Origin of the sequence: Rhodococcus sp. AB351 (genome assembly GCF_049538275.1) — a bacterium.
Classification (GTDB): domain Bacteria; phylum Actinomycetota; class Actinomycetes; order Mycobacteriales; family Mycobacteriaceae; genus Rhodococcus.
Genome location: NZ_JBMVFW010000004.1, coordinates 133,512 through 156,868, shown reverse-complemented (window position 1 = coordinate 156,868; position 23,357 = coordinate 133,512). Strand labels below are relative to the sequence as shown.

Annotated in this window: 24 protein-coding genes; 5 read left to right on the top strand and 19 right to left on the bottom strand. The window is 70.1% G+C overall.

The window, feature by feature from the left end; genetic code table 11:
• Window positions 1-48 precede the first annotated feature (48 nt).
• Window positions 49-3,231, top strand: coding sequence for an acetyl-CoA carboxylase family protein (locus ACPCXD_RS11260; protein ID WP_423659577.1), 3,183 nt, complete (start codon window positions 49-51; stop codon window positions 3,229-3,231).
• 19 nt (window positions 3,232-3,250) lie between these two features.
• Window positions 3,251-3,889, top strand: coding sequence for a UdgX family uracil-DNA binding protein (locus ACPCXD_RS11255; RefSeq protein WP_016695399.1), 639 nt, complete (start codon window positions 3,251-3,253; stop codon window positions 3,887-3,889).
• A 79-nt stretch (window positions 3,890-3,968) separates the two neighbouring features.
• On the opposite strand, the gene ACPCXD_RS11250 is transcribed toward ACPCXD_RS11255, so the two are convergent.
• From ACPCXD_RS11250 to ACPCXD_RS11230, 5 genes are read right to left on the bottom strand one after another with little or no spacing between them, the layout of a single operon-like run.
• Window positions 3,969-4,907, bottom strand: a complete 939-nt coding sequence (locus ACPCXD_RS11250) for a CopD family protein (RefSeq protein ID WP_363888690.1) — start codon at window positions 4,905-4,907, stop codon at window positions 3,969-3,971.
• Window positions 4,908-4,912: 5 nt separating this feature from the next.
• Window positions 4,913-5,446, bottom strand: coding sequence for a copper resistance CopC family protein (locus tag ACPCXD_RS11245; protein WP_016695401.1), 534 nt, complete (start codon window positions 5,444-5,446; stop codon window positions 4,913-4,915).
• Window positions 5,443-6,117 carry a DUF1775 domain-containing protein gene (locus ACPCXD_RS11240; protein WP_160876604.1) on the bottom strand — a complete coding sequence of 225 codons (675 nt, stop codon included), beginning with the start codon at window positions 6,115-6,117 and terminating at the stop codon, window positions 5,443-5,445. Before ACPCXD_RS11240 ends, ACPCXD_RS11245 begins: the two co-directional genes overlap by 4 nt.
• Window positions 6,118-6,151: 34 nt before the next feature.
• On the bottom strand, window positions 6,152-6,643 hold the full coding sequence (locus tag ACPCXD_RS11235) for a hypothetical protein (protein ID WP_088896853.1): 492 nt from the start codon (window positions 6,641-6,643) through the stop codon (window positions 6,152-6,154).
• A gap of 35 nt (window positions 6,644-6,678) precedes the next feature.
• Complete coding sequence (locus tag ACPCXD_RS11230) at window positions 6,679-7,362, bottom strand: DUF6474 family protein (protein ID WP_423659573.1); 684 nt, start codon at window positions 7,360-7,362, stop codon at window positions 6,679-6,681.
• 149 nt (window positions 7,363-7,511) lie between these two features.
• Between ACPCXD_RS11230 and ACPCXD_RS11225 the strand changes: the two genes are divergently transcribed.
• The gene (locus ACPCXD_RS11225; RefSeq protein WP_160876660.1) at window positions 7,512-9,089 is read left to right on the top strand and encodes a TM0106 family RecB-like putative nuclease; all 1,578 of its coding nucleotides are present in this window, start codon (window positions 7,512-7,514) and stop codon (window positions 9,087-9,089) included.
• 61 nt (window positions 9,090-9,150) lie between these two features.
• On the opposite strand, the gene ACPCXD_RS11220 is transcribed toward ACPCXD_RS11225, so the two are convergent.
• The 8 genes from ACPCXD_RS11220 to ACPCXD_RS11185 all read right to left on the bottom strand — a co-directional run bounded on the left by ACPCXD_RS11220 (window position 9,151) and on the right by ACPCXD_RS11185 (window position 15,616).
• Entirely contained in the window at window positions 9,151-10,002 is an 852-nt protein-coding gene (locus ACPCXD_RS11220) for a methylamine utilization protein (protein ID WP_160876606.1), read from the bottom strand.
• Between the two features lie 60 nt (window positions 10,003-10,062).
• Entirely contained in the window at window positions 10,063-10,386 is a 324-nt protein-coding gene (locus ACPCXD_RS11215) for a cupredoxin domain-containing protein (RefSeq protein ID WP_160876608.1), read from the bottom strand.
• A complete protein-coding gene (locus ACPCXD_RS11210) occupies window positions 10,383-10,724 on the bottom strand; it encodes a cupredoxin domain-containing protein (RefSeq protein ID WP_145690282.1) in 342 nt (113 codons plus the stop codon). The genes ACPCXD_RS11215 and ACPCXD_RS11210 overlap by 4 nt, the downstream gene beginning before the upstream one ends.
• A gap of 10 nt (window positions 10,725-10,734) precedes the next feature.
• The gene (locus tag ACPCXD_RS11205) at window positions 10,735-12,327 is read right to left on the bottom strand and encodes a multicopper oxidase family protein (RefSeq protein ID WP_423659570.1); all 1,593 of its coding nucleotides are present in this window, start codon (window positions 12,325-12,327) and stop codon (window positions 10,735-10,737) included.
• Entirely contained in the window at window positions 12,324-13,631 is a 1,308-nt protein-coding gene (locus ACPCXD_RS11200; protein WP_145690281.1) for a hypothetical protein, read from the bottom strand. The genes ACPCXD_RS11205 and ACPCXD_RS11200 overlap by 4 nt, the downstream gene beginning before the upstream one ends.
• Window positions 13,628-14,296, bottom strand: a complete 669-nt coding sequence (locus tag ACPCXD_RS11195; RefSeq protein ID WP_160876614.1) for a methylamine dehydrogenase light chain — start codon at window positions 14,294-14,296, stop codon at window positions 13,628-13,630. The genes ACPCXD_RS11200 and ACPCXD_RS11195 overlap by 4 nt, the downstream gene beginning before the upstream one ends.
• 102 nt (window positions 14,297-14,398) lie before the next feature.
• Window positions 14,399-15,013 (bottom strand): redoxin domain-containing protein, encoded by a 615-nt coding sequence (locus ACPCXD_RS11190; RefSeq protein ID WP_016694597.1) that lies wholly within the window; start codon window positions 15,011-15,013, stop codon window positions 14,399-14,401.
• Window positions 15,014-15,034: 21 nt separating this feature from the next.
• On the bottom strand, window positions 15,035-15,616 hold the full coding sequence (locus ACPCXD_RS11185) for a MauE/DoxX family redox-associated membrane protein (RefSeq protein ID WP_026061659.1): 582 nt from the start codon (window positions 15,614-15,616) through the stop codon (window positions 15,035-15,037).
• A gap of 354 nt (window positions 15,617-15,970) precedes the next feature.
• Here ACPCXD_RS11185 and ACPCXD_RS11180 point away from each other — a divergent pair, with 354 nt between their 5' ends.
• Both ACPCXD_RS11180 and ACPCXD_RS11175 read left to right on the top strand, forming a co-directional pair.
• Window positions 15,971-17,485, top strand: coding sequence for an APC family permease (locus tag ACPCXD_RS11180; RefSeq protein WP_423659567.1), 1,515 nt, complete (start codon window positions 15,971-15,973; stop codon window positions 17,483-17,485).
• Entirely contained in the window at window positions 17,482-18,240 is a 759-nt protein-coding gene (locus ACPCXD_RS11175; RefSeq protein ID WP_160876618.1) for an IclR family transcriptional regulator, read from the top strand. Before ACPCXD_RS11180 ends, ACPCXD_RS11175 begins: the two co-directional genes overlap by 4 nt.
• On the opposite strand, the gene ACPCXD_RS11170 is transcribed toward ACPCXD_RS11175, so the two are convergent.
• From ACPCXD_RS11170 to ACPCXD_RS11145, 6 genes are all read right to left on the bottom strand, one after another.
• Complete coding sequence (locus ACPCXD_RS11170) at window positions 18,224-19,033, bottom strand: alpha/beta hydrolase (RefSeq protein ID WP_423659565.1); 810 nt, start codon at window positions 19,031-19,033, stop codon at window positions 18,224-18,226. The genes ACPCXD_RS11175 and ACPCXD_RS11170 overlap by 17 nt on opposite strands.
• Window positions 19,034-19,119: 86 nt before the next feature.
• Window positions 19,120-19,887, bottom strand: coding sequence for an SDR family NAD(P)-dependent oxidoreductase (locus ACPCXD_RS11165; protein ID WP_006553390.1), 768 nt, complete (start codon window positions 19,885-19,887; stop codon window positions 19,120-19,122).
• A gap of 130 nt (window positions 19,888-20,017) precedes the next feature.
• Window positions 20,018-21,265, bottom strand: a complete 1,248-nt coding sequence (locus ACPCXD_RS11160; RefSeq protein WP_229566751.1) for an MFS transporter — start codon at window positions 21,263-21,265, stop codon at window positions 20,018-20,020.
• A complete protein-coding gene (locus tag ACPCXD_RS11155) occupies window positions 21,262-21,765 on the bottom strand; it encodes a MarR family winged helix-turn-helix transcriptional regulator (protein WP_016694590.1) in 504 nt (167 codons plus the stop codon). The genes ACPCXD_RS11160 and ACPCXD_RS11155 overlap by 4 nt, the downstream gene beginning before the upstream one ends.
• A gap of 78 nt (window positions 21,766-21,843) precedes the next feature.
• The gene (locus ACPCXD_RS11150; protein ID WP_423659562.1) at window positions 21,844-22,542 is read right to left on the bottom strand and encodes a TMEM165/GDT1 family protein; all 699 of its coding nucleotides are present in this window, start codon (window positions 22,540-22,542) and stop codon (window positions 21,844-21,846) included.
• Between the two features lie 264 nt (window positions 22,543-22,806).
• Window positions 22,807-23,340, bottom strand: a complete 534-nt coding sequence (locus ACPCXD_RS11145) for a hypothetical protein (protein WP_016694588.1) — start codon at window positions 23,338-23,340, stop codon at window positions 22,807-22,809.
• Window positions 23,341-23,357 lie beyond the last annotated feature (17 nt).

Sequence of the window (23,357 nt, the reverse complement as noted above, 5' to 3'; positions counted from 1 at the left end):
CCATCGGAGTAGGAGTGGATACAACCGCTGCCGAGGGAAGGATCGTCGATGCTGCTCGTAGCCAACCGGGGTGAGATCGCGTTGCGTGTCGTCCGCACGGCCGGGGAACTCGGACTCGATACCGTCGCCGTCCACGCCACGGACGACGCCGACGCTCCGCACGTCCGCGCCGCCACGCGAGCCGAGGCCCTGCCGGGGTCCGGTCCCTCGGCCTATCTCGACCCCGACGCGATCGTCGGTGTCGCCCGGGCGACGGGATGCACGCTCGTGCATCCCGGTTACGGATTCCTCAGCGAGAACGCCGCCTTCGCACAGGCCTGCGCGGACGCCGGGCTCACCTTCGTCGGGCCGTCCCCGGAAGCATTGCGCATCCTCGGCGACAAGCGGGCCGCCCGCTCGGTGGCGGAGGAACTCGGCATCCCGGTGACCGCCGCCGTCGAGGCGACGGATCCGGAGTCCGTGCGGGCCTTCCTGCGCGACCGTCCGGGCGGGATCGTCGTCAAGGCACTGGCAGGTGGTGGCGGTCGCGGCATGCGCGTGGTCCGCGATGCCGCCGATCTCGACGAGGCGCTCCGGCTCGCCGCTGCCGAAGCGCACGCCGCCTTCGACGACGACCGGCTGTACGCCGAGGCGCTCGTCGAGCGTGCCCGGCACGTCGAGGTGCAGGTCGTGGCTGCCGAATCGGGGTCGGGTACCCGCGCGGTGGCGTCGGGCGATCGCGACTGCAGCGTGCAACGTCGGCACCAGAAGCTCGTGGAGATCGCACCCGCGCCCGATCTGCCCCACGCCCTGCGGGAGGCGCTGCACGGCGCGGCGGTCCGGCTGATCGGGCACGTCGGGTGCCACGGACTGTCCACCGTCGAATTCCTCGTCCACGACGACGGTTTCGTGTTTCTCGAGGTCAACCCCCGGATCCAGGTGGAACACACCGTCACCGAGGAGGTGACGGGCGTCGACCTCGTGGCGACCCAGATCGCGATCGCTCGCGGGGCGGGATTCGACGAACTCGGTCTCCCGGAAGGAATCACCTTCGACGGCAGCGGGATAGGCGGACGTCCTGCGGCGGCGCAGGGCATCGCGGTGCAGGTGCGCGTCAACGCCGAGATGCCGCGCGCCGACGGCATCGCCCTGCCCGCCGCCGGGACGCTCACCGCGTTCACACCACCCACCGGACCGGGCATCCGCGTCGACACCCACGGCCGGCCCGGCCTCGAGGTGACCGGACGTTACGACTCGCTGCTCGCCAAGGTCGTCGCGTACGTGCGCTCCGGCGACCGCGCGGCGGTCCTGCGCAAGGCGTCGACTGCACTCGGCGAGTTCGTCGTCGACGGTATCGGCACCAACCGCGATCTCCTGCAGAAGATCCTGGACGACAAGGAGTTCCGGTCCGGAAACGTCCATACCACGTGGCTGGGGGAGCGGCTCGCGGATTTCGTCGACACCGCCACGACCGCGCCGGTGGAGTACACGGATCTGCGCGCCGACGAACACGCGGTGCACGCCGAGATGGTCGGCACGGTCGTGGAGATCGCCCGCGCAGGCGACACCGTTCCGGCGGGTGCGCCGCTCGCCGTTCTCGACGCGATGAAGATGCAGCACGAGATCCGGGCACCCGGCAGTGCCGTGGTCGAACGTGTGCTCGTCGAGCCGGGCCGCACCGTCGACCCGGGCACGGTGCTCGCGGTGGTCCGCCTGTTCGACGCGGAGACCGCGACGGACGACATCGCCGCCGTCGACCTCGACGCCGACCGCGCCGACCTCGACGAGATCCGTCGCAGACACGAGATCACCACCGACGCGGCGCGACCCGAGGTCGTGGCGAAGCGGCACGGGCGGGGCCGACGCACGGCACGCGAGAACATCGCCGACCTCGTCGACGACGGCAGCTTCGTCGAATACGGACCGCTCGTCCTCGCCGCGCAGCGCGGCCGCCGCAGCGAGGAGGACCTGATCGCGAACACCCCCGCGGACGGGCTCGTCGGCGGCACCGCCCGGATCGGTGGGGCCGAGGTGGTCGTGATGTCCTACGACTACACCGTCCTCGCGGGCACCCAGGGCCGCAACAACCACCGCAAGACCGATCGGCTGCTCGAACTCGCCGCCCGGCGGCGGGTGCCGCTCGTGCTGTTCGCCGAGGGTGGCGGCGGGCGACCCGGGGACGTCGACGCCGGTTCCGGTGCGGGACTCGACCTGCCCACCTTCCGCTCGATGGCGTCACTGCGCGGACGCGTGCCCACCGTCGCGGTCGTCTCCGGCCGCTGCTTCGCGGGCAACGCCGCGCTCGCCGGGGTGTGCGACGTGCTCATCGCGACCCCCGACGCCACTATCGGCATGGGCGGTCCCGCGATGATCGAGGGCGGAGGGCTCGGGGTGCACCGCCCCGAGGACATCGGACCGATCGACGTGCAACGCCGCAACGGGGTCGTGCACGTCGCGGCGCGCGACGAGGCGCACGCCGTGGACGTCGCCCGGCGATATCTCGCCTACTTCACCGCGCCGCACGAGGACCGGCAGGCACCCGACCCGCGTCTCGCGCGACATGTGGTGCCGGAGAACCGTCTCCGCGCCTACGACGTGCGATCGGCGATCGACGCGATCGCCGACGTCGGATCGGTGCTCGAACTGCGCCCGGACTACGGCGTCGGCATCGTCACCGCCCTGATGCGCGTCGAGGGCGCCGCCTACTGTGTGCTCGCCAACAGCAGTGCCCACCTCGGCGGGGCGATCGATGCCGAGGCCGCCGACAAGGCCGCGGATTTCCTGGAACTGTGCGAATCGCACCGGCTGCCCGTGGTGAGTCTGTGCGACACACCGGGATTCATGGTCGGACCGGAATCGGAGAAGGACGCCACCGTGCGCCGCTTCGGACGCTTCTTCGTCGCCGGCGCACGCCTGACCGTCCCGTTCGGCATGATCATCCTCCGCAAGGGTTACGGCCTCGGCGCGATGGCGATGGCGGGCGGGTCCTTCCACGCACCCGAATTCACCGTCGCGTGGCCGACGGGGGAGATCGGCGGAATGGGACTCGAGGGAGCCGTGCGTCTCGGATTCCGCAAGGAACTCGACGCCGCGGAGACACCCCGGGAGCGCGAGGAGCTGTTCGACCGGCTCGTCGCCCTCGCCTACCAGCAGGGCAAGGCCCTGCAGGCGGCGACGAGCTTCGAACTCGACGACGTCATCGACCCCGCCGACAGCCGCGCCTGGATCGCGCGACTGGTGCAACCGCGGTGAAGCCGGGTATGCGACAGCCATGGTGACCTATCCCGGCGCGCAGGAGTACGTACCCGACAGCCGCGACCTCGCCGAACTCGCCGCCGCGTCCGCGGGATGCCGGGGATGCGATCTCTACAAGGCCGCCGAGCGGACGGTCTTCGGCGCAGGGGTGCGCGACGCGCGCATGCTGTTCGTCGGCGAACAACCGGGCAACGAGGAGGACCTCGCGGGAGAACCGTTCGTCGGGCCCGCGGGGCACCTGTTCGACAAGGCCCTCGAACGCGCGGGCATCGATCGCGGCACGGTGTACGTGACCAACGCCGTCAAGCATTTCCGCTTCGACCGGTCCGCCAACGGCCGCAGACGGATCCACAAGAAACCGTCGGGTGGGCAGGTCGCGGCGTGCCGCCCGTGGCTCGAGGCCGAGCTCGATGCCGTCCGCCCCGACGTGGTGGTGTGCCTCGGAGCCACCGCCGCGCAGTCGCTGCTCGGCAAGGACTTCAAGCTCACACAACACCGCGGTGAGGTCCTGCATCTGCCCGAGGAGCTGTGCGGGTCGTGCGATCCGGCGGTGGTCGTCACCGTGCACCCGTCGGCGGTGCTGCGGGCGAAATCGCAGCGCGACGACATGTTCCGCTCGTTCGTGCAGGACCTGGAACGCGCGGCAAGCCTGTGACGACTCGGCCGTCGTCGGCTTGTGACGGCTCGGCCGTCGTCGGTTTGTGACGGCTCGGCCGTCGTCGGCTTGTGACGGCTCAGCCGGTGGTCGCGAGCCCCGCCGCGAGCCCGAGCGCCACCGACATCGCGCACACCTCGAGGACGGCGTTGCGCAGCGACTCCTCCTCCGGCAGGCGGTGCGTCGAGGCTGCCGGGAGCCAGTTGCGCCGCCAGTTCCACGCGAGCCCGAGCAGGGCGCACAGCACGATCGCCTTCGCGAGCACGACGCGTCCGTAGCCGGTGCCCAGTAGCGCAGAGACCGAGCCGAGCCGTACCGCCGCGTCGACCACGCCCGTGATCACCAACGCCACCACGCACCGCACGGCCAGCTGCGAGTAGCGCGGTAGCAGTTCCGCCCACGCTCCGCGGCCCCGCACGGTGACGGCCAGCGCCACGAGCACCCCGAACCACACCGCGGCCGCGAGCACGTGCACGGCGTTGAACAGCGACCCGAGCGGTTGTTGCGCCATGTGGCCGGTGACCGGGCGGGCAATCAACGCGAGCGCCGCGGCGACGAGCACCGGCAGGGTGGACCACGACGCCGACCGGCGGTACGCCACCGCGGCGACGACGACGATCGCGGCGATGCACACCCACGCCGACGCATCCACGCGGCCCGTGGTGGTGGCCAGGAACTGCCCGAACCGCCCCACGTCCACATCTGTGGCGGGAACGTCGACGGCGGTGGACGCGGCCCAGGCGAGGTCGATGCTCGCGAGCGCGAGCCAGACACCGCCGAGCGCGGCGATCGTGCGCCACAGCGTGTCGGAGGAGACCGCGGGACGGCGTTGCCGCTGCACCATGACCGCCAGGACCGCGAGTCCGAGCACGGTCGAGCCGACACACAGCCCGATCGCCCGCACCGAACTCGACGGGGCGGGCAGGGCGAGGGAACCGGCCACGGCGATGCCCGCGACGGTTCCGAAGGCAACGCCGGCAGCGGCCACGACGAGCCACTGCCGGCGTTCCGGGATCATGCGGGTCAGGCCTTCGGCTTGCGCAGCGCGAAGGCGAGACCTGCGGCGACCACGACGACACCTGCGACGACGAACCACCACACGGCCGGTCCGCTGCTGTCGCTCTCGCCCGACTCCGCGCCGGTCTCGCCGGTCGCGGTGTCACCGGATGCCGCCTCGCCGGGCGTGCCGGTTCCCTCCTGGGTGAGCGTGAAGGTGCGGGTTCCGCTGACGGGATGTCCGTCGGCGGAGGTCACCCGGTAGGCGATCGTGTACTCGCCCACGGGGCCGAGGCCGTCGAGTTCGACGGCTGCGGTCGCACCCTCGATGATCGGGTCGCTCTTCGACCACAGGTTGCCGTCCGGCCCGACGACGGTCAGGGCCGCGAACTGCTCCTGCAGGTTCTCGTTGAACGTCACGGTCACCCGATCGGGTGCCTCGGCGATCTGCTCGCCGTCCTCGGGCGAGCTCGACAGCACCACCGAGTGGGCGGACGCGGAGCCGACGGACAGGGTCAGAGCCGCGATCACCGCGGTGAGGAGAACGAGGATGCGCTTCATGCCCGCCGCCCCCGGATCACGGCGCCGAGGCCGAGTGCGGCACCGAGCGCGCCGAGCACCAGGCCGATACCGCCGAGCCAGCGCGCGGTGCTGTCGGTGGTGGTGCCCTCCGACGCCGCGGCGGTCTCACCGGTGTCGGTGACGTGCGCGTCGCCGCTGCCGCCGTGCCCGTCTCCGCTGCTCGCGGCGAGGGTCAGGCTGGGGGCGGGACGCTCGGGCTCCTCGTCGCCGGTCGCGATCTCGTCCCACGCCACGACCTCGCCGTCGCTGTAGGTCTGGATCGCGGGGAAGGTGACCTCGTCCTCGTCGGGCAGCGGCCCGACGGACAGGACGAACTGCTGGAACTGTCCCGGCCCGACCTGCACGTCCGGCTCGGCGGTCCACGTCACGGAGGTCGCGAGCTGCGACTCGGGATCCTTCTCGACGGTCGCCGTCCAGCCGGGCAACGGCTCGGTGCGCGCCGAGCGCAGGCCCGGAAGCTCGACGGTGACGGCCGTCGTGCCGGCGGTCTCGGACTCGGTGGGGACCCGGAAGGTCAGGACGGTGTAGCCGCCCTGCTCGGCCCCGGGTGCGACGACGGTGACGTGGGCGGAGGCGATGCCGGCGCCCGCGACCATCAGCGCAGCGGTTGCTGTCGCGCCCACGAGGGCGCGACGGGAGAACTCGAACATGTATGGGTCTTTCTCGTGGTTGGAGGATCGATCGTCACAGCGCAGCCGTGGCGAGCGGTGGTCCTCTCCGCGAGATGGCCGGGGGTGCACGTCCCCACACGAGCCGGTCGGTCGACGAGGTGGGAGCGAGCACGGCGGGTGCGGCGACCCGGGGGCCGCGCAGCAGCACGACCCGCAGCGCGGTGCCGCACGCCGCGTATACGTGGGCCGCAGCGGTGAGCAGCACCGCACATACGGCGACGGCGAGCATGTGGGCGCCCAGCATGGACACCGACAGGTGTTCGTGGCCGGGCACCAGCACGGTGAGCGCGACGTGCGTGGCCGCCTGCCCACCGGCGAGGAGCACGAGCGGTGACAGCGACGGCTGGTGCGCGCCGAGGATCCCGACGATCGCCGCGACCGCGACCAGCAATACCGCGACCGGTCCCGTCGGCACACCACCGCCGGCGGAGCCGTGGGCGGCCACCGCCAGCACCGCGGTGGCGATGCCCGCGGTGGTGCCGAGAACGGTCGGGTACCTGGTCACTGTCGGTCGTGCTCGTTCCTGATGTGCAGGCCGTGTCAGCGCACGCCGAGGCGTGCGAGAAGATCCGCTTCGATGCCGTCGAGTTCCGACGAGATCGCCGCATGCGCCGACTTCCGGCGCGCGGCCGGCATCTGCTCGGCCGTCTGCACGGCGGCGGTCAGATCGGTGAGGCGTTCGCGGGTCGCCGTGGCGAACTTCTGCGTCTCCGCGTCCTTGGGGTTGCGCTGTTCGACCTTCGCGAGCGACTGTTCCGCACCCGCGATGCGGGCACTGAGCCGGGCACCGTGACCGGTGAACGAACCCAGATCCTCGATCGGCACGCCGAGCTGCTGCGCGCGACGCGAGTCGAGCTGACCGCGCAGCGCCGTCACGGCCTGGTAGACGATCGGGACGAGCACCGGCGCGAGCAGACGCGCGACGCCGAGATAGCGGCGCACCTTCGCCGCGGTGAGTCCCTGGTTCTCGGCGGCCTTCTTTTGTGCCTTGAGGGTCGCGATCTGTTCCTTCTCGACCTTGGCCTGCGACCTCACGAGTTCCTGGTCGAGCTTGACCTGCGACTTCGCGAGCTTCTTGTCGATCTTCGCCTGGGCCTTCGCTGCCCGCCGGTCGTTCTCGAGCCGATTCTTCGCGACCAGCCTGGCCTCGAGCTTCGCCTTGGTCCTCAGCGCCTTCGCTTCCGCCCTGCGAGTCGCGCGACGCTTCCGTGTGAACAACCCCATCGAACAGCACCCTCCATTCGGTACGACACGACGCTCCGGCGCCCCGCGTCAGCCTAACGTGACGGTGCTGCTGCGAGCCGTCGCCTGTGCAGGGAATACCCTGGAATGTCGTGGACGCAACCGGAGAACTACCGCGGCCCGAACGCGGAGTGTCACAGCGCACAGCCGTCTCCCTCGAGGCCGCTGCGCTGACGAGGTGCCGCCACCGGGTCTATCTCGACGCCACCTTCCCCGACGAACTCGCAGGTGCACCCGAGAATCCGGGTGCGCGGCAACGCCAGGAGGCGGCGGCTGCGCATCGCGAGGCGATCCGCCAGACGCTGTTCGACGCCGACCCGGACGGGTGGGTGCTCGTCGCCCCGGAAGGGCCGATGTCGCAGCGCGCCGAGCGCACCCTCGACGCGTGCCGCGCGGGTGCCGACCGCATCTGGGGTGCGGTGCTGCCGAGCGAACCCGACACCGGACGCCGCGGCCGCTCGGAGATCCTGCTGCGCGATGCCGAACGCGGCGGCTACATCCCGGTGATCGTCGTCAACCACAAGGTCACCGATCCCGGGCGCGGCGCGCTGACCACCGACCTGTTCGCGTGGGCACCCGCCGTCGACGAGACCCGCAAGGTGCGCAGTCAGGTGCGCGACCAGATGCGCCTCGCGCACCTGTACCGGATGCTCGAACGTCACGGACTCGCGAGCCCCGCGAAGGTCGCCGGCGCGATCGGATACGGCGGCGACTGCATCCTCGTGCACGATCTCGACCAGATCCTCGACGACTACGACGCCCGCCTGGCGGACCGACTCGAGATCGCGCGGGGTCTCACTCCGACGGCGCCGTCGCAGATCGGCGAGTGCAAGACCTGCCCGTGGTGGGACCGCTGCCGCGCCGAACTCACCGTCACCCGGGACGTGTCGCTCGTCGCGCCGGGGCAACGCGCCGCAGTGCTGCGCGAACTCGAGGTGCACACCATCGACGGCCTCGCCCGGTGGGAGGGCGAGGAACCGGAAGCGTGGCCGCAGGGTTCGTTCGAGGACGCGATCGTCACGGCGCGGGCGTGGATCGCCGGTGCGCCGCTCGTGCGTCGCTACCGGCACGTGCACGTCCACCGCGCCGACGTCGAGGTCGACATCGACATGGAGAGCTACCACGAGCACGGCGCCTATCTGTGGGGCACGCTGCTCAATTCGGGGTCGACCTCCGAGTACATCCCGTTCGCGACGTGGGAGCCCGTGCCGACCGACGACGAGGCGCGCTCGTTCGCCGAGTTCTGGCGCTGGCTGTCGGATCAGCGGCGCGCGGCCGAACGTCGCGGGAAGACCTTTGCGGCCTACTGCTATTCGCGGTCGGCGGAGGACAAGTGGTTGCTGTCGTCGGCGCGGCGGTTCCACGGCTTCCCGGGTGTGCCGGAGCTCGCGGAGGTCAAGGCGTTCATCGGTTCGAACGAGTGGGTCGACATCTTCCAGGCCGTCACCGACCAGTTCGTGTGCCCGAACGGCAAGGGGCTCAAGAAGATCGCACCGATCGCGGGGCATCACTGGCGCGACGCCGAGGCCGGGGGAGAGGCGTCGATGAGCTGGTACCGCGAGGCCGTGGGCATGGCGGGCGAGCCCGATCCGGCGCAGCGTGTGCGGTTGCTCGAGTACAACGAGGACGACGTGATCGCCACGAAGATCCTGCGCGAGTGGATGAGCGATCGCGCGGTGCTCGACATCCCGTTCATCGAGGACCTGTAGCGCAGAGCATGCCACGTGCGTGGTTCCGGCGGCATCGGCCACCGGAACCACGCACGGGAGATCAGACCAGTGCGGCAAGAGCGAAGGCCGCCAGGGCGATGAGGACACCGCCGGTGAGGGTCTGGACGCGACGGTCGATGACGCACATCGCCGACAGGAAGCCGGGCATCGAACCACCGCGGCGGGTGTGCAGGATGGCCAGCACGCTCGGCATGCAGCGGCCGAGACTGACGGTCGCGAACATCGCGGCGCCGAGCACCGGCGAACCCGAGGCGATCACGCCGAGGACCAGCAGGTAGTACGCGCTGGACCGGATGAAGATCATGAAGCCGGGGCCGATGAGCGCGCCGAACAGCAGCGACACCTTCCACGGCGCCATCGTGCGCCGCAGATGGCGGGGGAGCTGCTGACGCCGCATGGGCGCCGGCAGGGTGATCATGCCCAGCTCGTGCAGGCCGTAACCGAGTGCGATCACGCCCCAGGCCGCGAGCATCCAGGCCCACGGCACCGAGCCGGTCACGAGCGCGCCGAGTGCACCGAAGAGCGCGCCGGTGGGGATGCCCGTCGCGAGCGATCCCAGGGCGTGCCAGCCGAGCCGGCGGACCGGGGTCGACGACCCGCGGCGTCCCGGCTGCTTCGGTGCGGCGACCACGCCGGCCACGGACATGCCGCAGGTCGACCAGTTGGCGGCCAGTGCCGTCACCGCACCGGTCGCGATCACCGCAGCGGTCATGGCCGTCGGGGTCGAGGGAGCCGCGACGAGACCGGCGGCGGCGCCGACCACCGCGGCACCGGCGATCAGGCCCCCGCGGGTCTTCTTCGCGACGGCGTTCTCGAGCGTCGGGCGTATCTCCGGTACGTCGACTCCGAGGGGTGGGTGAGCCAGGGGCTCACGCACGAGTGTTTCCGTCATTGGGATGCTCCTTTGCTGTGGTGCTTACGGATACGACCGGACGGCGGACGGCGTTGTCCGTCACCCGGTCACGGTGACGGTTCCGGTCATGTACCGGTGGACCGAGCAGTGGTACTCGTAGACGCCCGGCGTCGTGAAGGTGTGTTCGAAGCTCCCCTCGGGGGTGATGCCGCTGTCGAACTCGCCCTCCGATCCGACGTGGTGCAGGACCCCGCCGTCGTCGAACGTCCACCGGACGGTGCCGCCCACCGGTACGGTCACGTCCACCGGTGCGAAGTGCACGTCGCGCACGACGATCTCCGCGTCCGGCCCGGTGGGGGAGCCGGCACACGAGGTCGCGGCCAGCATCGCGAACGCGGCCACGCCCCACCGGATCCGCCTCATTCGACGATGATCGTGCCGACCATCGCGGGGTGCGGCGTGCAGTGGTAGGTGAACGTGCCGGCCTCGTCGAAGGTGTACTCGTAGGTGCCCTCGGTGAGCAGTTCGCTCTTCAGGTCACCTTCGAGCGGTCCGTCGCCCGCCACATCGTGCGGCAGTCCCGAGTCGTCGAAATGCCACTGCACGGTCTGGCCCTTCTCGATGGTGACCGATGCCGGGCTGTACGACATGTTGGAGACCTCGATGACGACGGCGGGTTCGTCGGCGTCCGCACTGCCGCATCCGGTCAGCAGTCCCATCGCGAGTGTCGTGCCCGCGATCGCGGAAAGAAACTTCTTCATGATCTCGTCCTCACCGGATGTACCGCAGATTCGCGGTCATTCCTGCCTCGAAGTGATAGGCGTTGTGGCAGTGGAACATCCACTCGCCCGGATTGTCCGCGTCGAACTCGATGGCGAGTTCGGTCCCCGGAAGCACGTTGACGGTGTCGCGTCGCAGACCGCCGTAACTCGGTACGGCGAAGGTGTGGCCGTGGGTGTGCATGGGATGCCACATCGGCGACGAGTTGACCATCGTGATCCGGATCCGTTCACCCTCCTTCATCACCAGTCGGCCGGCGTCGGGGCCGGCCATGCCCCACACGTAGCGGTCGCCCGCCTGGATCAGCTCGACACGGTAGTCACGGTCGACGTCCCGCTTCTCGAGCAGCACCGATTCGGCGGGCCGCAGTTCGCTCTCGGGTACCAGTCGCCCGTTCAGCTCCGGGATGTTTCCTCCCACATCGGGGTTCGACATCGGAACCGCGTCGTGGGACCGCAGCACGGTCGACGCGTAGCCGTCGCGACCCTCGACCTTCGCCACGATCGGCCACGCACCGGAGCGGACCGTGACGAGCACGTCCACCCGCTGCGCCATGCCGAGGATCACGGTGTCGGCGGTCGTCGGCTGCACGTCGAAACCGTCCACGGCGACGACGGTCAGTTCGTGGCCGGCCACGGCGAAGCGGTAGGGCGTCTCCGCGGCGGCGTTGATGATCCGCAGTCGCAACCGTTGTCCCGCAGCGGCTTTCACCATGGCGGGATCGTTCGGCGGGCGCCCGTTGATCAGGTGCAGCGGGTACGCGATGTGCTGGGTCATGCCGCCGAGCGGGACGGAGTCCCCGTGGCCCGCCGACGTGATCTGCTGCGCCACCGAGGCATCGGCGTCCGAGTACTCGGCCGGCCCCGAGCCGTGCCCGGCGTGACCGTGCCCGGCGACCTGCGGGTTGAGCGCGGCCAGGACCGCGTCGGGGGTGGTGCCCAGACCGTCGACCCAATCGTCGAGCACGAGCACCGCGTCGGCGTCCGCGCCGGTCGCGTCGTTCGGGTCCTCGATGATCATGGCCCCGAACAGGCCGCGGTCGGCCTGCAGTCCGCTGTGCGAGTGGTACCAGTAGGTGCCCGGATCGGGTGCGACGAAGTCGTACTCGAACCGGCCACCGTCGGCGCCGATCGGTTCCTGCGTGACCGGAGCCGCACCGTCCATGTCGTTGCGGATCCGGATGCCGTGCCAGTGCAGCGTGGTCTCCTGCGGAAGCCCGTTGTCCACCGACACCCGCACACGGTCGCCCTTCGACAACCGCAGCTCGGGTGCGACGGCGGCCCCGCCGTAGGTCCACGTGTTCACGATCCGCCCACCGAGGTCCACGGCGCCCACACCCGCAGCGAGCGCGAAGGCGGCCGTCGCCCCCGAGGTGGTGCGGGCCGCCTCGGCCGCGGCCACCTCGGGGTCGGTGGGACGGATGTAGTCGAGCTCGGCGGCCGCCGCCTGCTGCCCGGACGTACCGGAGCTGCAGGCGGCGGCACCGAACCCGAGGGCGCCGAGCCCCACCGCCCCGGCACCGAGGGTGCCCAGGCGGAGGAAGCGTCGGCGGTCGAGCACGAGCCCGGTACCGGGTCGTGTCATCGGATCACCTGCGGGGTCAGGAGGGAACGGATGTCGTCGACGGTGCCGGTGACCTCGGCAGCACTGACCTCGGCGCCGTCGCTCGCCGAGACACCGACGATGCGCTGGGCCGACTCGCCGTCGACCTCGGGGCCCGAACCGACCACGTACAGGATCGATCCGTCGACGGAGAAGGCCATGGACGCGATGTCCGTCAGCCCCAGCGCCTCGAGATCGAGGGTGCGGATCGGTGTGAGGCCGGCGGCGTCGAACAACTCGACCTTGACGATGTCGCCGCCGCGCGCCGAGTGCGGATGGATCTCGCTGTCGGTGTACTCGATCGCGATCCGGTCGCCGGTGTTGTTGATGGCGTTCTCCGCGAAGCGGCCACCGTCCTGACCCGCGTTCCCGATGGGAGCGACGGGATCCTCCGGCAGACCGTTCGAGAAGTCGAAGACGAAGACGTCGCCGGTCGCGCCGACGAGCAGCGCCTTCTTCGCGTCCGCGGCCCAGGTCACCTTGCGGTTGCTGACGAAGTCGTCGGGCAGCACCTTCGTGCGCGCCGTCTCCGTGGGGACACCGGCATCGTCGATGGAGATCTGGATCAGCTCGCGGGTGTCCTCGCACACGCTGTAGAGCTCGTGGTCGACGAGCCAGGTGAACGGCCCGCACCCGATGATCTGCAGCGCGCCGCTCTCCTCGCCGGCCTCGAGATCGACGACGCGGACGCCGTACAGGCCGTCGTCCCACGTCACGAAGTACTTCCCGTCCGAGGTGACGGCACTGGAGCCGGGGCGCGAGTGCGCGCGGGCGTAGTCGGGCAGTTCGATCTCGTCCGGCTCGAGCAGGTCGCCCGAGTAGGTGGTGACGGTGAAGTCGGCCTGGCCGCGCGAACCGCGGGGCCGCCACACCTCGGCGGCGAGAACCGCCGGGTCCGAGGAACTCTCGCCCACGAAGCCGTGGATGACGGGATCCCAGATGCCGGGGCCCACGACGATGCGGCTGCCCGCGACGCCGGTGACCGGGTCGAGGACGTTCACACCGATCTCGAGCCCGCCCGGAGTCCGGAGGACCGCGAGCAGGTCGTTCTCGCTCGCGGGCTGGATCTCCGAGACGTGCACGGGTTCCGGGATGGTGTCGCCGATCTCCTGGTCGTCGTGGCCGAGGGAGATGCCCTCACCGGGAGTGGTGTAGGGGACGGTCGGGTAGCTGACCTCGCCCGCCGCAGCGGACGAGGCGCTGTCGTCGTCGCTCGAGCACGCCGCGAGGGACAGTGCGAGAGCGAGCGGGACGGTCGCGGCGACCGCCCGTTGGGTGCGCTTCATGATCCGGCGCCCACCTTCGGTCGTGCGGCGGGACGGGTCTGGCAGTCCTCACCGATGATCGGTGCCATCGTGCAGGTGTACGACTGGGATTCGTCGGACACGCACCAGATGATCTCCTGGTCGTAGCTGCCCGAGACCGGGTTGTACATGATGGCCTGCATGTCGGGCTCACCGCAGAAGGCGTTCGAGCACGACGGTGCACCACAGCAGTCGTAGTAGGCGATCAGGTAGGTCTTACCGGTGTCGGGATGCGTGCAGCACCCCACCCAGAACTCCGCTCCGGGACGGCTTCCCGGTGCACAGGTGGTGACGCCGCCGCCGTTGCAGGCCGCGCACGAGGTGCCGTCCATGTTGCACCAGCGCCAGTACTCGCACTCGGCGGGATCCTTGCCGTCGTAGACCGGAACGAACGGTTCGGGTTCGGCGGGGGCGGGGGCCGGCGGCTCCTGCGCCAGGGCCGTGCGGGTGACGGGCAGCGAACTGATCAGTGCCACACCGGAGACACCCATGGTCCACCGGCCGATCTTGCTGATCACCGAACGGCGGGAGACCCGCTCGGACATCCTGCGTCCGGTGCGGCCGATGAAGGATCCACCACGGCCGGCCATCCATTCGGCCTGTTCCTTGACGGTGGCTTCGTCCACCGGATATCGGTTCTCGTGCATCTCCGGTTCACCGGATGAGGGTCTGAGGTCCAACGACGTACTCCGATCTCGAGAAGGGGATGAGATTCCGCCCGTACCGACGGCGCGGTCGGCGCTCGCAGATCACAGACCGGCTGCGGCGCGAGTCTTGGCTGCCTCGTGCAGGTGCTGCAGCGACGGCGTACCGGATTCGAGTGCGTTGAGGAGGGATTCGACCTGCGCCATGTGGTTGCACAGGCCCTTGGCCTGGATCTTGCCGTGCTCGTCGAGGATCACGCCGTACGGAGTGGTGCCCACCTGGTAGGCGATGCCCACATCGCGGGCGTCGACGTAGCTGAGCTCGGCTCCGATACCCGAACCGGCGAGGAAGTTCTGGTGCTCCTCGGGCGTGCCGTCCGAGATGATGACGACGTCGAGGTCCTTCTCCGCCTTCGCCATCGCCTTGACGCCGGGCAGCAGACTCTTGCAGGTCGAGCACGACGGAGCGGTGAACAGCAGCAGCTGCGCTCTGTCGCGGTGGCCGCCGACGCCGATCTCGCGGCCGAGGTGGTCCTTCAGGCCGCGGAAGCTCGGACCGACCTGGGCGATCTTCGGGCCGGTGTCCATCATCCGGGCGCCGAGGGGGCCGAGACGCACCTGCACGCGCCCGATCTCGCGGGCGAGGGCGAGCAGCATGAGGAACAGCGCCGCGACGGCGACGGCCAGCACGATGACCGCGATCAGCAGGAAGGTGTTCACAGATTTCTCCGTTCGGATTTGTCAGTACCGCGAGAGGGTCGAGGCGGCACGGAGTTCGATCGAGGCCTTCGTCAGGTGGTCGTCGACCGGGCGCCGGCCCGGATGCACGATCGACCGCAACTGCACCGCGGTGACGACCACGACCAGCACCAGCGCGGCGAGCGCGACGGCGAGGAGGTGCTCGGCGAGCGACGGTGCGCCGGCGGGAACGAGGGCCAGGGCTGCGGAGACGAGCACGAACGCGCCGGCCCGAACCGCATGGAACCACCCGATCCGCGGGACGTCGTGGGAACCGAATGCGAAACAGCCGCAGTCGAGGTCACGACGGCCTCGGAGGAGGTTGATCGTCAGGCCACCGAAGAAGCACAGGAACAGCAGCGCGGCGCCTGCGGCCGCCCACCGTCCGGCGATGCCCGTGACGAGCGCGGCACCGACGACGATCTCGGCCCACGGCAGCGCGAACGACACCGCGTCCTCGAGCGGGGCGGGCAGCAGCTTGTACCCGCGGACCGTGCGCAGCAGACCCTGGCGGTCCCGGGTCTTGGGGATGCCGGCGAGCAACAGCGTGCCTCCGACGATCGATGCGATCAGCACCCACAGCATGTGTGCGACCACTCCTTCCGTTTCGCTGCGAGACCTTCTCGAGGTCCCGGCGGATCCCTCGCAGGTGGGGATGGACACATCGTGCTGTGGTCTCGAGTCGGGCATGCGACGCCGGAGAAACGAACGGGGACACCTCGAACGAGAACGCGAGCCGCGGAAATCCGTGGGGCCGAGCCTCGGCGACGTGGGCTTTTGCGTTCGCACGACTCCATGCGGAAGGCGGCGGCGTGATGTACCTCGCAGCGCCGCCGCGAGCGGATTCCCACTTGGACGGCACGTCGTGTTCGCGCAGGTAATACAGCTGTAACAGAACGGGGTTAGCGTCCGGACGAAATCAGTGAAAGGACCACGGTCGTGACGTCAGCACTCCGGGCGGCGATCGACCGCGCGCAGGACGCGGAACCCACCGGGGCTCACGTGCGCTCACCCCTGCACGCGCTCGGGCGTAGGCAGCTGTCCCAGCTCGATCTGATCGGACAGTCGCTGTCGACGATCGCCCCCGCCACCGGCATGGTGTTCATCGCCCTGTGGATGACCGTGAGCGATCCGGGACTCGGCGGTGTGCTCACCATCGCCGCGACGACCGGCGTCGTCGTGCTGGTCGCATGGTGCATCACGCAGTTCACGCGACGCCTGGCCGCGGCGGGTTCGCTCTACAGTTTCGTCTTCCAGGGACTCGGTACGCGCGCGGCGCTCGTGACGGGTACGGCACTCATCGTCGGATATCTCGGAATCTCGATCTCCGTGCTCGCCCAGGGAGCACGCACCGTACTGGACATCGGCGAGCTTGCCGGACTGCATCTTCCGGGGACGGGACCGTGGCTGGTGACGACGGCGGTGCTCGGCGGGGTCGTCGCCCTGATCGCGATTCGCGGGGTGCGGTTCGCGACCCGCGCGATCCTGCTCGTCGAAACGTGTTCGCTGGTACTGATCGTCGCGACGATGCTGGTCGCGCCGACGGGTGGCTCGACGACGAGCGAACTGCCGGTCTCACCGCTGAGTCTGCTGCCCTTCCTGGCGCTGATGACCGTCCTGTCCATGGCCGGTTTCGAGAGCGCGGCGTTCTTCGGACCCGAGGCCCGTCGGCCGCTCGTCACCGTGAGCCGGACGGTGCTGATCACCCCTCTCGTCGTCGGGGCGCTGTTCGTCTTCGCGGCCGTCGCCTCGCTTACCGGACGCGGATCGCTCATCATCGGAGCGTATTTCGACGGTGTCGACTCCGGCGCGTCGTGGGCGGTCGTGCTCGCCGTGAAGACGGGCATGGCGTGCTCGTGGTTCGCGTCGACGCTCGGCTGCGCCCAGGCAGGCTCGAGGCTCCTGTACTCGATGGGTGTCGAACGGGTACTGCCGTCCGCCCTCGCCCGCGTGCACGGCACCCTGCGCACCCCTTATCTCGCGGTGGCGGCGTTCGTCGCGGTGAGTGTCGTGGGTGCCGTCCTGTACACCCTGGCGGCGGACGCGGATTCGTCCGTCTTCGACGGGGTCGTCGAGGTCGCGCTGGTCGCGGCGTACACGCTGGTCGCGGTGGCGTCGCTGCGGTTCCTGCACCGCATCGGTGAGGACACCACCTGGACGCGGGTCGCGGCGGTGTTCGTCGCGTTGCTCGGCGGCGGTCTGCTGGTGGGAACGGCCGTCGACGGGGTCACGCACTCGCTGCTCGTCGTGCCGGTGGCGCTCGTCGCGCTCCTGGTGTCGGGACCGGTCTGGCGCGCGGTGCTGCGCCGGCTCCGCCCGCAGAGTCTCGCGACGATCGGAGCCTTCGACACCGTCGAGACCACCGATCTGCTGCCGGGAACGGGGACACTGGTCCTCGACGAGCACGGTCGGCCGCAGATCGTCACGGGGGGCACACAGGAGGAGCGGATGTGACCGCCCACGTGCCGATCCGGTCCTCCGAGACACCTTTCGGAGGACGACAACCCCATGCCGTGCAGAAGGCGCTGGGGATGCTCGAGGCCGTCGCGCAGCTCGGTCCCGGCACCACGGCCAAGGAGATCGCGGCGTTCGCCGGAGTGCCTCCCGCCACGGCCTACCGGATGCTGAACCTGCTCGTCGCGGACGGCTATCTCGTGCGCGTCCCCGACCTGTCGGGTTTCGCGCTCGGCCGTCGTACGGCCGAACTCGCCCAGGCCGCAGCGGAATCCACTCCGTCCGAATCGCTCCACGATGTGATGGAGGATCTGCGGGGGTGCACGCGTTTCGGGCTGCACGTCGCGTCCTTCGCCGGGAGCCGGCTCCGGTTCGTCGACCAGGATCCGGACCACGAGATCGTCGCCATCACCACGCTGTCGAAGTCGTTGCACGCCAATGCCATCGGCAAGCTGATGCTGGCACACGTGCCGGGGGCGGCCCCGGACGCCGAGTTGCGCCGGCTCACCGAGTTCACGATGTGCGACCGCGAGTCGCTGGCGCGGGAGCTGCGCGAGATCGTCTCGTTCGGTTACGCGCGGGAATGCCAGGAGACGCGGCTGGGCCGGGCGGCGCTGGCCGTCCCGATCCGCGACTCGTCGTCCTTCGTCGTCGGCGGCCTGTACCTGCACGGATCGGCCGCGAAGGTGCAGCCGGATCCCGATCTGGTGAGATTCCTCGTCGACGGCTCCGCGAGGCTCACAGGCCTGCTCTGAGCCGGATCAGGGCGTCCACCACGGGCGCGCCGAACATCGGCGGATCGTTGTGTTCGAGACCGTCGAGCTCGACCCGCTCGTGCAACTGCCGGGCGGCATCGGCGACCGCCGTGCTCTGGGCGGGCGGGACGATGCTGTCGGCGGTGCCGTAGACGACCGTGATCGGCACGCCGATGCGGCCGACGAGTTCGGCGACGGGGAACTCGTCCTTCAGCACTGCGGCGGGGACGAACGGATAGTGGTGCCGGGCCACGGCGGCGAGGTCGGTGAACGGCGAGCGCAGCAGCATCCCGGCGGGTGGTTCGTCGACGGCGAGCGCGGTGACCACGGCGCAGCCGAGGCTCTCCCCGAAGTACAGCAACCGGGCGGGGTCGACGTCGTCGCGTGCACGGAGATGCCCGAGGGCCGCGCGGGCGTCGGCGGCGAGACCCTCCTCGGTGGGGGTGCCGGGATTACCGCCGTACCCGCGGTAGTCGAACAGGAGCGTCGAGAAACCCGCCGCGGCGAGGTCGGCGGCGGTGTCGACGCGGCCGAGGCGGTTGCCGCCGTTACCGGGAGCGAGGAGAACCGTGAAGCCGGCTCCGGGACCGTCGGGGGCGCGACCGGGCACGAACCAGGCGTCGAGCTCGAGACCGTCGTCGGTGGTGAGCACGACGTCCTCGGCGCCGGGCAGGACGGTCGCAGCGGACGGGGGAGTGGAGCTGTCGGGCAAATAGATCAGGCGTCGTTGCAACGCCCAGCCGGCGACGCCGACGAGCGCGACGACGAGCACCACGGCGAGAACGATCCGCATGGGTCCGGTCTAACGCACGTGCGCGTTCCCGGCAGCCGGAACTGCCGGAAACGCGCACGGAAGAGGCGGGATTACCGGAGGAAGGGTTACCGCGGCGCCATGCGCAGCGCGCCGTCCATGCGGATGGTCTCGCCGTTGAGGTAGTCGTGCTCGACGATCATCTGCGCGAGCTGCGCGTACTCGGCGGGCTGGGCGAGCCGCGACGGGAACGGCACACCGGCCTCGAGGCCCTTGCGGTACTCCTCGGTGACACCGGCGAGCATCGGGGTGTCGACGATGCCGGGGGCGATGGTGTTGACGCGGATGCCGAACTGCGCGAGGTCGCGTGCGGCGGGGACGGTCATGCCGTGCACGCCACCCTTCGACGCGGAGTACGCGATCTGGCCGATCTGGCCTTCGAACGCCGCCACCGAGGCGGTGTTGATGACGACGCCGCGCTGACCCGACTCGTCGACCGTCTCGGTCTTGGAGATCGCGTCGGCCGCGAGGCGCATGACGTTGAAGGTGCCGAGCAGGTTGACGGTGATGACCGTGCGGAACAGCTCGAGGTCGTGCGGGCCGTTCTTCGACAGGATGCGGCCGGCCCAGCCGACACCGGCGCAGTTGACGACGATGCGCAGCGGAACACCGGACTCGACGATGCGGTCGACGGCGGCCTGCACCTCGTCGCCGCTGGTCACATCGGTGGCGAGGAGCGTGACACCCGCGGGTGCGGCATCGCCGACGCGGTCGATGGACTGCTGCAGGTCGAGGCCGAAGACGGTGGCTCCGGCGTCGGCGAGGCGGCGTGCGGTTGCGGCGCCGAGACCGGATGCGGCACCGGTCACCAGTGCGGCGGATCCCTGAATCTCCACTGTTCGTATCTCCTGTCCCGAGCCGAGGGCTGCGTGAACCCGACGGGTTCGGGCTCGTTGGCACCGAGTCCGACTCCGTCGGGTTCTCTCACAGAGCCCTACGGCGTGTGAGTGTCGTTCGTCACGAACCCTAACCGGTCACGGCCGCGGGTTCCGCGGGGGTCGCGGTCCGGCGGCGCAGTGCGACGACTCCCATCGCCGCGGCGACGAGACACGCGACGGCACCGAGCAGCAGTCCGGCCCGGCCACCCCACTGCTCGCAGACCCATCCGGCGATGGGACCGCCGATGGCCGTGGAGCCGAGGAAGGCGACCGACCACAGGGCCATCACCCGTCCGCGCATCGTCGGTGCGGAGGCGAGCTGCAGCGAACTGTTGGTCGTGGACGTGAACGTCACGCTCAGTGCGCCCACGATCACCATGAGCACGATGAGCGTGGTCAGGTTCGGGGCCGCGGCGGCGACCGCCATGGCGATGCCGAACGCGAGGGAGGTGAGGATCAGCGGCCGGGTTCCGGTGCGACCCCAGGTGGCGACGGCGAGTCCACCCACGACCGATCCGGCGCCCATCGCGGCGGTGAGGAAGCCGTAGGCCCCGGCACCGGCTGCGAAGGTGTGGTCGGCCAGGACTGGCAGGACCACCTGGAACTCGAAGGCCAGACACCCGACGAGCGCCATCATCAGCAGCGGGACGGCCAGATCGGACGTGCTGCGGACGTAGGCGAAGCCCTCGCGCAGCTGTCCCTTGGCGCGGGCGGCGGCGGGGGAGCGCTGGAGCCGGGAGACGTCGAGTCGCAGCAGCGAGGTGACGACGGCGACGAAGCTCGCGGCGTTGAGCAGGAAGCACACGCCGAGTCCGCCCGCGGCGATGACCAGACCGGCGACCGCCGGGCCGATCATGCGCGAGCACGACGCGAGGACCGACTGCAGGCTCACGGCGTTGCGCAGATCCTCCGGACCGACGAGTTCGAGCATGAACGACTGTCGGGCGGGGTTCTCGAAACACTGGTTGAGGCCGAGCGCGACCGCCAGGACGTAGACGTGCCACAGGGCGACGGTGTCGGTGACGACGAGCAAACCGAGGATCAGGGCCTGCACACCCATGAGGGTCTGCAATCCGATCATGAGCCGGCGCTTGTCGGAGCGGTCGGCGACCACGCCGCCGTAGGGGCCGAGCAGCAGCATCGGCACGGTCTGCAGCGCGAGCACGACGCCGATGGCGGTCGGGGAGCCGGTGAGCTGCAGGACCAGCCACGACTGCGCGACCGTCTGCATCCACGTGCCGATGAGCGAGACGGCCTGGCCGCTGATGTAGAGGCGGAAGTTGGGGCCGCGCAGAGCGGCGAAGGTCTGTCCTCTGATGTCGGCGAGCACTGTCACGGGCGACCCCCCTCGGTGGAGGGACGCGGTGAATCGGCGACGCGCTGCGAGAGGGCCTCGAGGGCGGGCAGTGCGTCGTGCAGAGCTTCGAGGTGCCGGTCGCTCAGCTCGGTGAGGTGACGGGCGAACAGGGCGGTGCGGCGATCGCGCAGTTCCGCCGACAGTGCGGCACCGGCAGCAGTGATGTGGACGCGGACGACGCGCTTGTCGTCGGCGTCGGGGGACCGGGTGAGCAACCCGGCGTCTTCGAGTTTGCCCACCATGCGCGAACACATGGTGGGGTTGAGCCCTTCGATCTCCGCGAGGTCGCGGACTCCGATCGTCTCGTGGCGGGCGACGGTCGTGAGGAGGGTCGACTGCGAACGCGTCAGCCCTTCCTCCGAGGCGAACATGCCCATGCGGCGGGAGATCCGTCCGATCGCGATACGCAGACGATGGACGTCTTCCGCGTCGAACGGAGGAGTTTCGGATCGAGGGGTGCTGTCCGTGAGTTCAGACATGGAACCACCTCCGAATTTATTTGCCTATCGGCAAGCATACTCCTGTCCGGAGCGGAAAGACACTGTTCGGAACGGTGATCAGGGACGCATGAGCGCCGGGGTCTCGTCCTCGGTGACCCGGCGGGCACGCCGGCGGACGACCACCATCGCGGCGACGGACAGCAGCAGGGCCACCGCGCCGGCGATCGGTCCCACGGCACCGGTCTCCGGGAACAGGCCGTCGCCGAGCATCCACGCCCCGAAGCCGAAGAACAGGGCGGCGGCGCCGTAGCGGATGGCGTTGTCGGGAAGGTGCCGGCCGAGCACGGCACCGATGACGATGGCCAGTGCGTCGGCGGCGACCATGCCGACGGTGGACCCGATCCACACCCCGGCCCAGTTGTTGTCGGTCGCGAGCGTGATGGTCGCGAGCATCGTCTTGTCGCCGAGTTCGGCGAGGAAGAACGCCGAGGTCACGGCGAGAAAGGCGGAGCGCGCGACGCGTCCGGCCTTGGACTGCTCGTCGTCGTCGAGGGAGTCGCCGCGCAGCGTCCACGCGCCGAAGATCAGGAAGGCGATGCCGCCGACGATGGAGATGGCGGTCGCGGGGATCGCGACACCCAGATAGTGCCCGACGGCCACCGACACGAGGTGGACCGCGGTGGTCGCGAACAGGATCCCCGACAGGACGACCCACCAGCGATAGCGCAGGGCGAAGGTCATCGCCATGAGCTGGGACTTGTCGCCGAGTTCGGCGACGAAGACGACTGCGAAGGACAGGACGAGAGCGGACCACATATGCGTTTCCTCCTTCCGTATGGAGGAAACGGGGCTTCCTCCGGTCGCCGGACGCACGGTGCGACCAGCGGCCGAAGGTCTCGCCCACCGGAGGATGATCCGGTCCGCGGGGCCGGGCGTTGCCGTTCTCGGGCGCCGCCAGTATGTCGACCCTGCGATTGGGGGCTACTCCCCTTCGTCGACGACAACGTTAGCCCGGCGAACCGATTTCTGTAAAGGCAATGCTAACTTTCGGAGAACCGAACTCTCATTGTCAGGGCGCCCTCACGACGCGAGCAGCATGGCCAGAATCGCGGTGTCGGGATCGTTGCCCGGATCCACTCCCACCTTGCTGACCAGCGCCGTCACCGTGCCGTCCGGTTCGGCCTCGACCCACGCGGCGCGATGCTCGAGTCCGAGATGCGGGATCCCGGGGAGCAGTACGCAGCCCGAGGCGGCGCCGGCATTCTCCGGGAGTGACGGCGTCGTCTCCGACGGGGGATGCAGCATGATCAGCGCCGGCGGTTGATGCTCGGCGAACCGTCCGGGCTGCACGGCACGCTCGCCGAGCACCGGACCTTCGGCGACCACGAGACCCACGGTTCCGGGTGCGGGGTCGTCGGGCAGTTCTTCCTTGACCCCGAACACCGTCGAGGTGGGCAGCAGTCCCGGCAGCGACGCGATCCGCACCGTCATCGCCAGCACCTGGGCCCATTCACGGGTGGTCGCGGGCCATCTGCCCGAGACGACGAAACCTCGAAGCGACCCGTCGGACTGGAATGCGGACAGCTCGATGCGGCTGTGTTCCTCGGCGTTCATCCCACTCCTCCCTCTCG